Annotated in this window: 14 protein-coding genes; 5 read left to right on the top strand and 9 right to left on the bottom strand. The window is 33.4% G+C overall.

Annotated elements, in window-relative coordinates; all coding sequences use genetic code 11:
- Nucleotides 1-358 precede the first annotated feature (358 nt).
- On the top strand, nucleotides 359-769 hold the full coding sequence (locus tag FDM27_RS10270) for a carboxymuconolactone decarboxylase family protein (RefSeq protein WP_071184118.1): 411 nt from the start codon (nucleotides 359-361) through the stop codon (nucleotides 767-769).
- Nucleotides 759-965, top strand: a complete 207-nt coding sequence (locus tag FDM27_RS10265) for a hypothetical protein (protein WP_140486253.1) — start codon at nucleotides 759-761, stop codon at nucleotides 963-965. Before FDM27_RS10270 ends, FDM27_RS10265 begins: the two co-directional genes overlap by 11 nt.
- Nucleotides 966-1,158: 193 nt before the next feature.
- Here FDM27_RS10265 and FDM27_RS10260 read toward each other — a convergent pair whose 3' ends face one another.
- The 8 genes from FDM27_RS10260 to FDM27_RS10225 form a co-directional block, all read right to left on the bottom strand.
- Complete coding sequence (locus FDM27_RS10260; RefSeq protein WP_140486251.1) at nucleotides 1,159-1,674, bottom strand: hypothetical protein; 516 nt, start codon at nucleotides 1,672-1,674, stop codon at nucleotides 1,159-1,161.
- Between the two features lie 39 nt (nucleotides 1,675-1,713).
- Nucleotides 1,714-2,388, bottom strand: coding sequence for a hypothetical protein (locus FDM27_RS10255; RefSeq protein WP_140486249.1), 675 nt, complete (start codon nucleotides 2,386-2,388; stop codon nucleotides 1,714-1,716).
- 162 nt (nucleotides 2,389-2,550) lie between these two features.
- Complete coding sequence (locus FDM27_RS10250; protein WP_140486247.1) at nucleotides 2,551-4,023, bottom strand: ATP-binding protein; 1,473 nt, start codon at nucleotides 4,021-4,023, stop codon at nucleotides 2,551-2,553.
- Nucleotides 4,024-4,230: 207 nt separating this feature from the next.
- Nucleotides 4,231-7,407 carry an efflux RND transporter permease subunit gene (locus FDM27_RS10245; protein WP_140486245.1) on the bottom strand — a complete coding sequence of 1,059 codons (3,177 nt, stop codon included), beginning with the start codon at nucleotides 7,405-7,407 and terminating at the stop codon, nucleotides 4,231-4,233.
- Nucleotides 7,408-7,507: 100 nt separating this feature from the next.
- Complete coding sequence (locus FDM27_RS10240; protein ID WP_140486239.1) at nucleotides 7,508-8,575, bottom strand: efflux RND transporter periplasmic adaptor subunit; 1,068 nt, start codon at nucleotides 8,573-8,575, stop codon at nucleotides 7,508-7,510.
- Between the two features lies 1 nt (nucleotide 8,576).
- Complete coding sequence (locus FDM27_RS10235; RefSeq protein WP_140486237.1) at nucleotides 8,577-9,917, bottom strand: TolC family protein; 1,341 nt, start codon at nucleotides 9,915-9,917, stop codon at nucleotides 8,577-8,579.
- Complete coding sequence (locus FDM27_RS10230) at nucleotides 9,917-10,516, bottom strand: TetR/AcrR family transcriptional regulator (protein WP_071184110.1); 600 nt, start codon at nucleotides 10,514-10,516, stop codon at nucleotides 9,917-9,919. The genes FDM27_RS10235 and FDM27_RS10230 overlap by 1 nt, the downstream gene beginning before the upstream one ends.
- Before the next feature lie 30 nt (nucleotides 10,517-10,546).
- Nucleotides 10,547-11,068, bottom strand: a complete 522-nt coding sequence (locus FDM27_RS10225; protein WP_071184109.1) for a YceI family protein — start codon at nucleotides 11,066-11,068, stop codon at nucleotides 10,547-10,549.
- Between the two features lie 196 nt (nucleotides 11,069-11,264).
- Between FDM27_RS10225 and FDM27_RS10220 the strand changes: the two genes are divergently transcribed.
- From FDM27_RS10220 to FDM27_RS10210, 3 genes are read left to right on the top strand one after another with little or no spacing between them, the layout of a single operon-like run.
- On the top strand, nucleotides 11,265-12,239 hold the full coding sequence (locus FDM27_RS10220; RefSeq protein ID WP_071184108.1) for a polyprenyl synthetase family protein: 975 nt from the start codon (nucleotides 11,265-11,267) through the stop codon (nucleotides 12,237-12,239).
- A gap of 25 nt (nucleotides 12,240-12,264) precedes the next feature.
- The gene (locus FDM27_RS10215) at nucleotides 12,265-12,993 is read left to right on the top strand and encodes a hypothetical protein (protein ID WP_140486235.1); all 729 of its coding nucleotides are present in this window, start codon (nucleotides 12,265-12,267) and stop codon (nucleotides 12,991-12,993) included.
- A 6-nt stretch (nucleotides 12,994-12,999) separates the two neighbouring features.
- Nucleotides 13,000-13,356 carry a hypothetical protein gene (locus tag FDM27_RS10210; RefSeq protein ID WP_071184106.1) on the top strand — a complete coding sequence of 119 codons (357 nt, stop codon included), beginning with the start codon at nucleotides 13,000-13,002 and terminating at the stop codon, nucleotides 13,354-13,356.
- 41 nt (nucleotides 13,357-13,397) lie between these two features.
- Here the strand turns inward: FDM27_RS10210 and FDM27_RS10205 are convergent, their stop codons facing one another.
- On the bottom strand, nucleotides 13,398-13,928 hold the full coding sequence (locus FDM27_RS10205) for a hypothetical protein (RefSeq protein ID WP_140486233.1): 531 nt from the start codon (nucleotides 13,926-13,928) through the stop codon (nucleotides 13,398-13,400).
- Nucleotides 13,929-13,943 lie beyond the last annotated feature (15 nt).

The following is a 13,943-nucleotide window of genomic DNA, read 5'->3' as shown; positions in this document are numbered from 1 at the left end:
CTATATTGTTATAAAACAAATAATTTTAATTCATTCTAAATAAAAAGAAGTTTTTTGAATCAAAATAAAGTCTGTATATCCACCTACAGGCTTTATTGTGTTACCGTTTTGTTTAATTTAGGTTTGATTCCAAAATAATTATGTTTTTTATGTAAAAAGCTGTTTAGTAAACAATTTGTTTCTGTTGGGCTAAGAGAAAGAAAGAACATTCAGGGCTATCAATATTTTATTCTCGTTTGTTTTTTAACTTATTGTTTTTCAGTATTTTGATTTTTATTTTGGGCTTTTTTTCGTAAATTTATAGGTCAAATTTTTATGAAATCCAGATGGTTGTAAATAATTTTAAAATCAACTAAAAATGGCAATAGCAAGGAATCGTTCAGAAGTAGAAGCCGAAATCAGAGAGTATTTAGGCATTATTCCGGGATTTATGAAAGATATTCCCGATGCTTATTTAGATTTTGAATGGGAATTATTCAAAAGCCTTCAATTAGGTGAAACGCTTATCCCTAATAAATACAAAGAATTAATGGGGGTAGCCTTACATTCAGAAACTAAATGCAGATATTGTACCTTGTTTCATACGGAGACAGCAAAACTCTTTGGTGCAACAGATGCAGAAATACAGGAAGCGGCTCATTATGCAAAAATGTCGCTTGGCTGGAGTGCCTATCTTAATGGCATGCAAACCGATTATGACGAGTTTGCCGGTGAATTGAAACAGATAGGTAATTATGTGAAAGAAAATATGGCACAACATGCACATTGAGAAAAAAAACAATCTGGTTTTTCATATTACACTCAGCGGCTACGAATTAGCTACTTTAATTTCGGCAGCGCGCTGGGTGGCTGAAGGCGCCAAAGGCGAACTTACAGCTGAGGCTATCCAACAGTTGAAACAGTTAGTTGCTAACTATGATAGAGCAGCTGATAAGCTTAGAGAACGAGAATCAAATAAAGAATAATTCTTCATTTTGATTCTCGTTTTTTTGTTGTGTTAAAATATAATTGTGGAGAAGTCAGGAGCTATTTGCTCAAAATATGATTTTTTCGAAAATCGATATTTTCTTTTATTAATTGTTTCAATTCGTATGAAGCAACACCAAGCTTTTCATTAAGCCTATTGCCTAAATCCGTTGTAGAGTGTGTTAGTGGCTGTTATTCTTCTGTTCCTAATATTTTTTTCGTTAGTTTTTTATTATGTTGTTTATCGTGAATTTTGCTACTTAATATCCAATAGATAGCAATACCTATAAAAATAGTTAGAGTTATTGACATTAAATTTAATCCAAGCAAAATATAGATTAGAATTAATAATATAGTCATTGTTATTTCAAAACCGTATTTATCTTTTTCTTCATTACGTCGTTTTAAAATCATTAAATTTCCACGCCTTTTATTTATTCTTTCTATCACTTTTTTTGTAATACTGTCAATAGAATAATACTTGTCTAGATCGGGAATTGAAAAACAAATTCCAAACTCGAGTTCAAGTTTACCCATAAATCGATAATATCGTCTAACGCCTTTAAACGTATTTTTTATTGTATTTTTTGAATGAGCTGGAAATGTAAGAAAGTCAAGAAAATGAGATGCCGAAAAGTCAGCATCAGGCTTTTGCCTTTCTTCGTTAAAGATTCTTAAAATTATATTTTTTATTTCTGTTTCAGTCATTTTATTTGTCATATGCTTGTAGCGTGTGTTAGCTGCAGCTTATGTCAGATTGAAAATATTTACTAATTCTTTATTAATGGATATTTCAGGGGCATTAGTTTCTACTTGAATTATGAAAAAACCTCTGGCACTTTTATAAAGAACCAGTAAAGTTTGCATCCTGCCATCAGGATATCGAAAGTATATATAGTCTTCAAACTTGCTATTTGTAAAACTCATTCCGTCAATAGTACCCAAGAAGCCCTTGTATGAAGAACTTTGAAATGTGTCTTGGATGGTTGAGTTCTTAGATAAATTAACATTTATTCTATTGTCAAAATTTCTTCCAAAACGCACAGCAGTCTGGGGACTACTCGTAGAGTTGAGAACTTCTCCTTTTCCATACATGATATCTATGTCTTGAGTTGATTTGTCATAATTGATAACTGCATCGGTCAATTTAATTTTGTCAAGATCGTCAAAGTGCCAAATTGAAACTAGAAAATGTTCCTTGTAAATAAAATGGCAGAGAATATCATTGTTCTTAACCCAACTTCCTTGAAAATGTGGGTCAATATCATTAATAGCGGAGTCGGTAAACAGCCATAAATACTCCTTCTGGTTGTCCCAACTTGAATGGTGTGTGTTCGTTCGGATATAAATAATAAAGTAAAAGACTATACTTAGCGGTATTGCTATAAGTAAGTATGTTTTCAATCTTTTTCTATGTTTCATTCGGGTGTGATGTCAAATAAGTTGCAGCTAACGTTCCCTTGCTACACGAGGTTTGGGATTAAGAATGCGTAATCTTTCGGATTTGCCAAAACTTCCCAAATACAAAACCAACTTTCCATTAAGCCTATTGCCTAAATCCGTTGTAGCTGTTACTGGCAGTTATTATATTTCAATTGTTTTGTTTTCGATTAAGTGTTTTATTTTAGGATCAATAATGTTATATACATACTGTTCATCAGTCATTTTAATAAAATTAAAGTCTGACATAATTTTTATATAAGTATTTGCGGTCGCCGGATTTACTTTCAAAACTGATGCTATATCGTTGGAACGTAAAGTTGTTTTTCCTGTTTTTAACAATCTATTGATATTTCGAAATACATCATCTTTTGAATTTCTATTTGATGGAAACAAAGCGTAATATTCATATTCTTTACAAAACTTCAATTTGCCACTATTAATAGCCTCTCTAGAAAAATAAGTAGAATTGCTGTCAATGACTGATTGTTCGTCATAAATATTTGCAAATAGGTGGAATAAATCTCTTGGCGAATTGTTTGCTAATTTTATAATCCCATCTTTTTCATTTGAATCTACTAGTAAATCTTGAATGTTGTTTGTTTTATCTGAGAAAAAGCCAATACGTTTATTAATGATTTCAATAATTTCATCACTTGTCCAAGTGACGTCAATTGGTCTGAACTTGTCAAATCGAACACCTCTTGAAGCAAGAACATTTCTTACCTCGTCCCAAATACTGAAAACCACACCAAAATCACTTTGCATAAGCAAATTTGTGTCTTTAAGAATTTCTTCAATAAAATTACAAACATCATTAATTGACCCTCTCAAGTTACGGTTCTCATCAATTTTGTCAATCATAATTACAACACTATGATAGCCTACTTTCCTTATTATTTTCGATAAATCAATAAGAATGTTTTTTAAGGAATTGTAATCATAATTGTCAAATGATATTTTTTTTTCAGGGATTTTGGTTTTGAAATCAGGTATATAGTTTTTATAGAATTCATCGTTTTGCACTTTAGGTAAACCTAAAGATTTTGCTACTGTATCTGATATTATTTCTATTCCCCCTGAAACTAGAAGATTTACAGGTTTATTTAAATATGAATTAAAAAACTCCAAAAAAGCATTTTTTGTTTTGAAACGTTTGATTTTATCATTCCGTTCTAAATATTCTCTTTTACTTAATGTTTTAAAAAATTCCTGAATAATAAACGAAAGTTTCTCTTTTTCAAATTTGTCAAGATTTTTTAAAAGTTTAGGATTTTTAGAAAGGGTTAGACTAAAGTCAGAAGTAATACCTTGAATGATTTCCAAAATGAAGTGTCTTTCATTGTCTTTATTCGGAATGTTTTCAAAATTATCTAAGAGAAATGTATAAACATTATTTTCTTCTAAAGATTTTTTCAGTTGAAGAATAAGCGCAGTTTTTCCACTTCCTCTAGAACCAATAATAAATCTACTACTTGCACCTTTTAAGTTGCTATAAAGTGAATTGAAATATTTCGGTTGCACATATATATCGTTCAAATACTCTTCTTCCTCTTCAGCAGAAAATTTTGAAAATAAGTTATTTTTTAGTCCAAGTGATTGGTAAAGTTCGTTCATATGTTATTATTTGCGTGTTTTGTATAATTGCTGATAACTAGTATATACTCCCATAAAGTTTATAATCATCCCAAAATCGGGTAGATTGGCGAAGGTTTGTTTCGCTTTATATTTTTTGCTAATATAATAAATCCATTCCTACAAAAAAACAAAGAAACCACCTAAAACAAGTTTCAGGTGGTTTCTTTTTATTAAAAATAAGTAAGATTACATGCTGTGTTTTGGGTTAAAACCGTCTTCACTTAATTCTTTGTGTTCGTAATCGGCAACCATTTCGGCTTCGTAATCGATTTTTTCTCCTTTAGAGAATTTAGCAATGATTTTCTCCATGATTTCATAAATCACCGGAACAATAATCAGGGTTAGGAATAAAGAAGAAATTAATCCACCAATAATTACCCAGGCTAATCCGTTTTTCCATTCGGCTCCGGCTCCTGATGCTAATGCAATTGGGAACATACCAAAAACCATCGCAATAGTTGTCATCAAAATTGGACGTAAACGAGCGTGGTTAGCCTGAATTAATGCCGTTCTGATTGATTCTCCTGCAGCTCTTCGCTGGTTGGTATAATCCACCAACATAATTGCATTTTTACAAACCAATCCAATCAACATAATGATACCTAAAATGGTAAAGATGTTTAATGAGTTGTTTGTTAAAGCCAATGCCAGCATGGCTCCAATAAATGAAAGCGGAATAGCAAACAATACCACAAACGGGTGAACAAAACTGTCATACAATCCTACCATTACTAAGTAAACTAAGATAATCGCGGCTAATAATGCAATTCCAAGTGTACCAAAACCTTCCGATTGGTTTTCCTGATCACCTCCCCAAATGTAACTTACACCGGTAGGTTTTTCTAACTTTTGTAATTTTTCTTCCCATTGAGTTACAATAGTTCCTGCCGGAACTCCAATGTTTTGACCCTGAACCGTAACCGAAGCTGTTTTATCTCTACGTTCCAGTTTACTTGGACCTGAACCTTCGGTAATTGTAGCAAATTGAGATAATTTAATTTGTTGTCCTAAATCATTGATGAAAATTAAATTACTTACATCAGTAATGTTTTTTCTGTCAAAAGCATTGTATTTAATGTTGATGTCGTATTCGTATTCTCCGGCTCTAAACTTACCGTCAGTATTTCCGCTGTAAGCTGTTTGCATGGTCATACCAACCGTTTGTAATGATAATCCAAGTGCGGCCATTTTATCGCGATCCACCTGAACGTTAATTTCCGGATTTCCATCTTCAACCGTTAATTTAATTTCGGTAGTTCCCGGGATGGTTCTTAATTCAGCTTCGGCTAATTTGGCAAATTTCATAGCACTTTCCACATTAGGCCCGGTAACAATTAATCCAAGAGTAGCATCTTCGGCAGATCCCATAATACCTACAGGAACCGTTTTTACTTTGGCACCAACTAATACTTTTTCTAATTGGCGTTTCATTTTAGCAGCATAAACGGATGCTTCATCAGTACGTTCTGACTGATCAATCATTTTTACATCAATCTCCGCCTTGTAAGTGGTTGCCTGAGAAGCTCCCATTCCTTCTGAAGTTTGACCTACAGTTGTAATTTGGCTATGAACATATTTTTGTTGTTTCAAATAAGCTTCTGCTTTTTGCGTCATGAAGTTAGTTTGTTCCAATGAAGCATCTTTAGGCATTTCTATTTGCACTAAAAACTCTCCACTATCTGAGGCAGCAAAGAATTCTCCTCCAATGAAACCACCACCCATTAATCCAAATGTAGAAGTAATGAATAATACTAATACAATCAGGATGGTTTTGATGTAATGGTTTAAACTCCATTCTAGAATTTCAGTAACCCAGTTGGTAAAACGAGTTAACAAACTTTCGAAACCAAGAATAATTCTTCCAAAAAGATTTTTCCCTTCAATATGTTCCAGTTTTCCAAAACGGGAAGACAACCATGGAATGATGGTAAAAGATGCTAAAAGAGATAGTAAAGTAGAAATTACCACCGTCATACAGAACTGTGTAATAATATTCGATACTAATCCGCTACTCATAGCGATAGGTAAAAATACCACCACAATTACTAAGGTAATCGAAGTTACTGTTCCGCCAATTTCGGCAGTTCCGTCAAAAGAGGCGCGAATACGGCTTTTACCCATTTCCATGTGCCTGTAAATGTTTTCCAATACCACAATGGCATCATCCACCAGAATACCTACTACCAGAGATAATCCTAATAAACTCATTAAGTTTAAGGTGTATCCTAAAAGATAGATACCAATAAAAGTAGCAATCAAAGAAGCCGGAATAGAAATCATTACAATTAATGAGTTTCTAATACTGTGCAGGAAGAATAACATTACTAATGCCACCAGGATTACGGCAATTAATAAATCATGTAGTACAGAGTCGGCTGCTTCCAATGTGAAAATAGTACTGTCTTTAGCCGTTTCTAACTGTAAATCATTTACCTTATAATCACTTTCTAATTTCTCAACGGTTTTTGCAACCAGTTCGCTCACCGCTACGGCATTAGCATCTGATTGTTTCACAATTTGCAATACAATGGCACTTTTTTGATCGACACGTGCAATTTTTTCAGCAATTTTTTGAGTGTCCTGTACATCGGCAATATCCTGTAAACGAATCTGAATTCCGTTTTTAGAAGAAACTACCAGGTTTCTTAATTCGTCAACACTTTTGTATTTACCCGCTAAACGAATTAGAATTTTTTGCTCACGGGTTTGGATGTTTCCGGTAGGGAAATCAAGGTTAGATGCTAAAATGATTTGTTGTACTTGTGGAACCGATAAACCGTAACCCTGCATTTTAGTGGCGTCAAGATTTACCTGGATTTCACGTTCCTGACCACCAATAATATTTACTTGTGCTACCCCTTGAACACGCGATAAAACAGGGGCAATTTTTTTATCAATTAAGTCATAAAAAGCAGCCTCATCCATTTTTCCATTGGCACCAATAGTAATAATTGGCATATCACTGAGTGAGAATTTATTCAATGAAGGTGTTTTGGCATCATCGGGTAAGTCACTTAAAATGGCGTTGATTTTTCGTTGGGCATCGTTCATCGAGACATCCACATTCGCATTCGAAGTTAATGTGATAGAAACCACCGAAAGACTTTCGTATGATTTAGAGTCAATTTTCTTGATGTTTTCTAAAGATGCGATGGCATCCTCCATTTTCTTGGTAACTGTGTTTTCAACTTCACTGGGAGAAGCTCCGGGATAAACTGTTGAAACTGTAATTACATTCATTTCAAATTTTGGAATCAATTCATAGCCCAGCTGGCTATAACTGAATAGTCCTCCAAGGATTAGTATCGTAAAGAGAACGATAACTAACGAAGGACGTTTTATGGATATTTCGGCTAATTTCATATGTTTCTTTTATATTTTTATGGAGTCCTTAGTTTTTAGTCCCCAGTTCTTTGTATTAAGTATTTAGATATTTTACTAGGCACTAAGGACTTTGTACGAATTACTTAATAACCTCTATTTTACTTCCTTCCTGTAAGTTGATTTGTCCAGTTGTAATAACCGTTTCACCATCTGATAAACCGTTTAGGATCTCTACTTTGTCACCTAGAATTCTTCCCGCAGTAACTGTTTTTAATTTAGCAATTCCATTTTCGGCTACAAAAACCTGATTACTGCTCACACTACCTACAAAAGCTGTTCTTGGTACTACCTTCATGGTTTGTTTTTGTTGTGCCGATTTGAAAACGGCAGTTCCATACATACCCGCTTTAAGGTCGTTGTTGGCATTGTTTGTAATTTCAATTTCAACCGGGAAATTCAGACTGCTGTCGGCTTTGGCGGCGATAAAAGTAATTCTGCCTGAGAATTCTTTGTCCGGATAAACACTGCTGGTTACAGTAATATTATTGCCTGTTCTTAAATTAGCTACCTGTGCTTCGTTTACTGTTACTTTTAATTTTAAAGTATTTACGTTTACAATTTCGAACATTTTAGTAGGAGGCATAGCAGCAAGCATTGAACCCGGTTCGATCAATTTTGCATTAATGATTCCGCTTATAGGAGCTTTAATTCGGGTGTCACCTACATTAATTTTAGCTTGTTTGTAGTTAGCTTCAGCGTTAGTCAAAGCTACTTTTGCCTGATCGAGTTGTTGTTTAGTAACACCGCCTGTTTTATACGCATTTTCAAAGCGGTTGTAATCAGATTTTGCATTTTGGTAAGCAGCTTCGGCGGCCTGAGCATTAACATTAATAGCATCACCTCTCATGATGGCTAATGTTTGTCCTACCGTTACGCGATCTCCTTCTTTAGCCAAAACTTTAATTACTTTTCCTGAATTTTCAGCTTCTAAGCTTAGTTCTTGTTTGGGTTCAAAATTTCCGTTGGCAACAAAATCCAGTGAAACTTCTTCCGTTTTTACAGCAGCCACTTTTACGGATACGCTGGCGTTTTTCTCGGCAACAATAGCAATTTTTGCTTCGTTTTCGGCTTTATTCTTAGTTAAAATAAATCCTATTAGAGCTAATGAAGCTATAATGACAATTCCGGTAGTTATGTATTTTTTCATGTTATTTATTTATAAGAGTTTTTAGTTCGCCTTTTGATTTGATAAGTTTGATTTCTGCCAGTTTGTAATCTAAAGTTGCAGCAGTATAATTGTTCTGAGCTTCGATTGAAGCATTTTCAGCATCCAATAAATCGGTTAATGATGCCAGACCTTGTAAGTAATTGTTGTTGATGTTTTTCAGGATTTCATCAGCCAGTCTCATGTTTTCTTTTTGATTTTGAAGTGTGATGATGCTGTTTTCAATTTGGGTTTTGGCATTTTTATAATCCAAATCCAATGCTAATTGAGTGTCTTTAATATCTTCCTGAATTGTTCTTAGTTCCACATCAGCCTGTCTTACCTTAGCTCTGGTTCCAAAACCGGAGAAAATAGGCACTCTTAAGTTCAGTCCTATAGAAGAGAAATCAGACCAATAAACACCATTAGAAGGTTTTGCAAATAAAGGCATTTCAGCTCCCTGACCAATGTAATTGTAGTTTGCAGAAAGAGAAAGTGTAGGGTAGTAACCCGCAATTACTGATTTTTTTTGCAGTTCTAGTAATTCTTCCTGTTTTTTCAATATTAAATACTCTGTTCTGTTAGTCACATTTGGAGCTTCAGTAAAGGCTGCCGGAGTTACTTCAAATTCTGATTGTGGAATCTCTATTAGAGCATCAATAGGCATTCCGATATAGAATTTTAGAGCATTTTCCTGTAGTTGAACCGAATTGATTATTTGCTGTTTTTGAGTGTTGATGTTAGACAGGTTCACCGTCATTCGGTCTAAGTCAATTTTTTTAGCTAAACCATTATCAAATTGACCTTTAACAATATCACGTACTTTAGTTGTTGTTTTTAAATTGGTTTCGACCAAAGCTAATTTTTGACGCAACACATAGACCTGATAGTAATTGTTGGCTACTCTTTCAATTACTTCTTCTTCGGTTAATTGATTGTTAATTTGGTAAAATTCGCGAGTGGTTCTGGCTGCTTTTAAACCTGTAAAAACCGATTGGTCAAACAAAGCCTGTGTTAAAGAAACTCCTGCTGTAGAAGTCCATTTTTGTCCAAAAGCCGCTTGGATAGTTGTTCCAGGGGCATTAAAAGCTGCTCCGTCAATAACAGTTGTCTGGATTACCGGATTGTAAGTCATGTTTCCGTTGGCTGAAATTTGTGGTAAAGCTCTGGAACGTACTTCCTGAATTTGGTACTCGCTGTTTTCAATTTTTAATTTGGCTTTTTTAGCATCTGCCTTGTTTTCAAGGGCATATTTAATCGCATCTTTGAGTGTTAGCGATGTTTTTTCCTGTGCATTTACAATACTTGCAAATGTTAGAATGGTTATTATCAGTAATTGCTTCATTATTTAGTTATATTAAGTAAATTTTTTTCTAATTCGATAATTCCTGCTGGTGTTGCCATAGCTCTGGTGTGGTATTCCAGTGCTTCGAGTTCAATTCTTTTTGCCTCTTTTTCAGAGCTTGTATTTTCGTTAATATGGAAGATTAAAATATAGTAAAATTTTACATAGGTTTCAATATCAAGGTTTTTTCGATACAAACCTTCTGCAATTCCTTTTTCTATATTTTGCCTAAAACAGTATTCGCATTGGTTGACTTCCTGTTCTAATACTCTTTGATAGATTTCGGGATAATGCTTTTTTAATTGGAAAATAGGTGAGCTGTCGGCACTGTTGTTAAAAAGTTCGCCAAATGTTTTTCGGATTTCAAAATTTTCATGAATGGCGTTGTAGTTTTTAGCTACTATGGTGTCGATTAACTCGTGTACTTGTTTATGGACGAGTTCGGTGCTTTCTTGAATCAGTACTTCTTTATTGCAAAAATATTTGTAAATGGTTTTTTTAGAAATACACATTTCTCCTGCAATGTCGTCCATTGTGATGCTTTTAAACCCCAGTTTTAAAAACATTTCGCTTGCTTTGGCTATAATTTTCTCTTTCATTTTCTCTTAATCAATAATTATATTTTTTTGTTAAATTCCAAATTCAACATTAGCTACTAGTTTGATGTCTTGTCCTGTTGTTAATCCGTTATTGGAATGAAAAGAATTAGATGCTAATCCAAAATCTTTTCTGTTAATATCGGCGGTGAGCTCAAATGCCAGTTTTTTATTTCCGTCTAATGAATCGGTTTCTATTAATTCTACGTCAAGTTCAACAGTTTTAGTGATGTCCTTAATAGTTAAATCGCCTTTTAAAAAGTTGATGTTCTTATTGATTTTTTGAAATGAGGTCGATTTAAAACTGATGGTTGGATATTGATTTACATCAAAAAAATCGTTTAGTTTTAAATAGTTGCTAAACTGCTCCAGTTTTGATTCTCTGTTTTTTACGTCCAATGAAAAGGCTATTACAGCGTCTTCAATTTCATTGTTGTGAAAATCGGCATGCCCCTGAAAATTATTCACTGTTCCTCCGAGGTAAGCAATTATTGAATGTTTCATTCTGATTAAAACATCGGATTGATTTGAATTGACTTTCCATTTTGTTTTCATGCTTCTTCTTTATTTGTCGTATTCAATAATTTTGTTTTGGCTAACGAATTTGATTGTTAAATTCTGTGCAAATATAGAACGGAAACTTTAAACACCAAAATAGTTTCCAATGTATTTAAGATAATTTAACATTTCATTTATAAACGAAGTTTGTAATCCAGTGTTAATGCTGTAAATTAGCCCCAAAATTAAGTTTATGCACTCCGTTAGTCAATATCAAGAATTTGTAATAGAATATCTTCAGTCACAATTAGAAATTAAAGAGCCTAAAAATTTATACGAACCTATACATTATATATTAGGACTTGGGGGCAAAAGAATTCGTCCTGTTTTAACGATTATGAGTGCTGAAATTTTTGATGTTTCTTATAAAAAAGCTTTGCCGGCAGCATTGGCGGTTGAGGTTTTTCATAACTTTTCGTTGGTGCATGATGATATTATGGATGATGCGCCATTGAGAAGAGGAAATACTACGGTGCACGAAAAATGGGATACTAATACAGCTATTTTATCAGGGGATGCCATGTTAATTTTGGCTTACCAATATTTTGAATACTACGAGCCAAAGATTTTTAGAAAATTAGCTAAATTATTCAGTAAAACGGCTTTGCAGGTTTGCGAAGGTCAGCAGCTGGATGTGGATTTTGAGACGCGTCAGGATGTGACGATTCCCGAATACATGAAAATGATTGAATACAAAACCGCAGTTCTTGTGGCAGCAGCTATAAAAATGGGTGCCATTATTGCGGAAGCTTCCACTGAAAATTCCGATTTGATTTATGATTTCGGATTGCATTTAGGTTTGGCTTTCCAGTTGCAAGACGATTATTTAGATGCTTTTGGTGATCCGGAAACTTTTGGAAAACAAGTGGGTGGTGATATCATTGAGAATAAAAAAACCTATTTGTATTTAAAAACGATGGAATTTGCCGATGAAGCCGATAAGCAAAAACTAAGTGATTTGTTTTCGAATAAAGTTATTGATAATTCGGTTAAGATTGAGCAAACAAAAGAGTTGTTTGTGAATTCAGGTGCTGCTGTAGCAACACAAAAAGCAATTGAAGCATATACTTTTAAGGCTTTTGAATTATTAGATCAAATGAAGATTAAAGAAGATAAGAGGGAAATCTTGAGGGCTTTTGGGCAAAGGTTGATGGGAAGAAAAGTTTAGTTAGTTAATAGTTTAATCAGGTTTTGTGGGTGAATTTATAACGACTCTTAACAATCAAAAAACTTCTGTAAGTACAAAACTGCAATTGGTTTATGCTTGCTGTTTTCCTTTTTTTACGATTTTGGCGTTAGGAATTGATTCGGTTTCATTTACTAATCAGTATTTTGACGGAAGGCAGATTACTAATGTTTTAGCGGTTCTTTATTTTCTTGGTTTTTATTCGGTTTCCAATCTTACATTGCGAAGATTGATGCTGGTAATGCTTGGTTTGTCGTATATAGGCGAGTTGATTTTTTGTAAGTTACTCGGGATGTATGAATATCGTACACCTATGATTCCTTTATATGTGCCCTTTGGTCATGCTATTGTATATGCTTCCGGTTATGTGTATGCTCATGCTGTTTGGTCATTAGAAAAGGAATTGCATCTGAGGAAATATTTTCTTTGGTTTTTTGCTCTTTTGTTTTTGGGTGTAGGGCTGTTATTGAAGGATTTTTTTTCAATGATGTTTGGATTGCTGTTTTTTGTGCTTTTAAAAAGAAAGCGTTGGCAGAATCTGTATTGTTTTATAGCACTTTGTGTGGTGTTTATTGAATTGGTTGGGACTTATTTTAAATGTTGGACCTGGGTTCCTGATATTTTTGGGTGTATTCCAACTTCTAATCCTCCTATGGGAGCGGTTTTTTTCTATGCAGGAGGCGATGTGTTGCTGGCAAAGATTGTAAAAACCTGGGAAAATAAAAAAGTAAAGTAAAATAATATGAATTTCGTAGCACCAAAAAATTCCGATTTATTGCTTTGTGAAGCCAAAGATGAAAATCTGTATCTTAAATTAATCGAACAATTAAATAAGGATTTTAATCTGGCTAATGAAGGAGTTGATTTTCCTATGAGTATTTCTCCTGAGGAATTGAAAATCCAGTTGCATGAAAAAATCTATCGATTGATTCAGTACAAGTTTGCTGAATATCTGAATCTGCTGTATGTGATTGATGTTTCGGAAGAAGAGGTTAAAAAACTTGACGGTTCTGATTTGGTTATTCTGGCTGAACAGGTTTCTTTTTTAATCCTAAAAAGAGAATGGCAAAAGGTGTGGTTTAGAAATAATTTTAAGTAAGTGACAGAGTTGCTAAGAATCTGAGAGGTTGAGGTTTTGAATTATGAAATTCTCTCTTGTAATATTGTTTTTAAGTTTGTATTCCAGTTGTTTTTTTGAGCTATTTCTTTAATTTTATTTATCTCATTTTTATTTAATGATGTTAATTTAAGAATAACTTCAGTTTTCGTAATTCCCTTTTCTCCAAAATTAATTTTCAATACATCGTTTTCGAAATTTACTTTATTTGGTTTTTTTACACGAGCAAATGGAAATCTACTTGAGAATTTATTCAATTCATGAGTTAAAATAATGGGTGTTGAAAGTTGTTTAAAAAAACTATTCTTAGTAAATCCTAATATTATAATTGCATTTTTTATTACATATAAATCACAGTGATTAAATAGAAAATCGCTGTTGTTTAATCCAATAGTTATATTGAGACTTTTTGTCTGTTCTACGTAAAGTTCTATTTCGTCTTTTATATTTTCGATTAGAATGGCGTATTGTTGTTCTCTATTTTTATTTGAAGATTTAACAGCGAAAATTATTGCAAATACAAGAACTGGAATTATTACAATTGGTATAAACATATTTTGCTTTTGAAT

It is taken from the genome of Flavobacterium sp. GSA192 (assembly GCF_006386525.1).
Lineage (GTDB): Bacteria > Bacteroidota > Bacteroidia > Flavobacteriales > Flavobacteriaceae > Flavobacterium > Flavobacterium commune.
Note: the sequence above shows the minus strand (reverse complement) of the source record. Positions and strands in the feature narration are given on the sequence as shown.

What these genes read in the sequence shown, in the direction of transcription:
- FDM27_RS10265 (WP_140486253.1), top strand. Translation starts at nt 759, where the DNA reads ATGCACATTGAGAAAAAAAACAATCTGGTTTTTCATATTACACTCAGC.
- FDM27_RS10235 (WP_140486237.1), bottom strand. Translation starts at nt 9,917, where the DNA reads ATGAAGCAATTACTGATAATAACCATTCTAACATTTGCAAGTATTGTA.
- FDM27_RS10260 (WP_140486251.1), bottom strand. Translation starts at nt 1,674, where the DNA reads ATGACTGAAACAGAAATAAAAAATATAATTTTAAGAATCTTTAACGAA.
- FDM27_RS10230 (WP_071184110.1), bottom strand. Translation starts at nt 10,516, where the DNA reads ATGAAAGAGAAAATTATAGCCAAAGCAAGCGAAATGTTTTTAAAACTG.
- FDM27_RS10255 (WP_140486249.1), bottom strand. Translation starts at nt 2,388, where the DNA reads ATGAAACATAGAAAAAGATTGAAAACATACTTACTTATAGCAATACCG.
- FDM27_RS10210 (WP_071184106.1), top strand. Translation starts at nt 13,000, where the DNA reads ATGAATTTCGTAGCACCAAAAAATTCCGATTTATTGCTTTGTGAAGCC.
- FDM27_RS10225 (WP_071184109.1), bottom strand. Translation starts at nt 11,068, where the DNA reads ATGAAAACAAAATGGAAAGTCAATTCAAATCAATCCGATGTTTTAATC.
- FDM27_RS10250 (WP_140486247.1), bottom strand. Translation starts at nt 4,023, where the DNA reads ATGAACGAACTTTACCAATCACTTGGACTAAAAAATAACTTATTTTCA.
- FDM27_RS10245 (WP_140486245.1), bottom strand. Translation starts at nt 7,407, where the DNA reads ATGAAATTAGCCGAAATATCCATAAAACGTCCTTCGTTAGTTATCGTT.
- FDM27_RS10220 (WP_071184108.1), top strand. Translation starts at nt 11,265, where the DNA reads ATGCACTCCGTTAGTCAATATCAAGAATTTGTAATAGAATATCTTCAG.
- FDM27_RS10240 (WP_140486239.1), bottom strand. Translation starts at nt 8,575, where the DNA reads ATGAAAAAATACATAACTACCGGAATTGTCATTATAGCTTCATTAGCT.
- FDM27_RS10205 (WP_140486233.1), bottom strand. Translation starts at nt 13,928, where the DNA reads ATGTTTATACCAATTGTAATAATTCCAGTTCTTGTATTTGCAATAATT.
- FDM27_RS10270 (WP_071184118.1), top strand. Translation starts at nt 359, where the DNA reads ATGGCAATAGCAAGGAATCGTTCAGAAGTAGAAGCCGAAATCAGAGAG.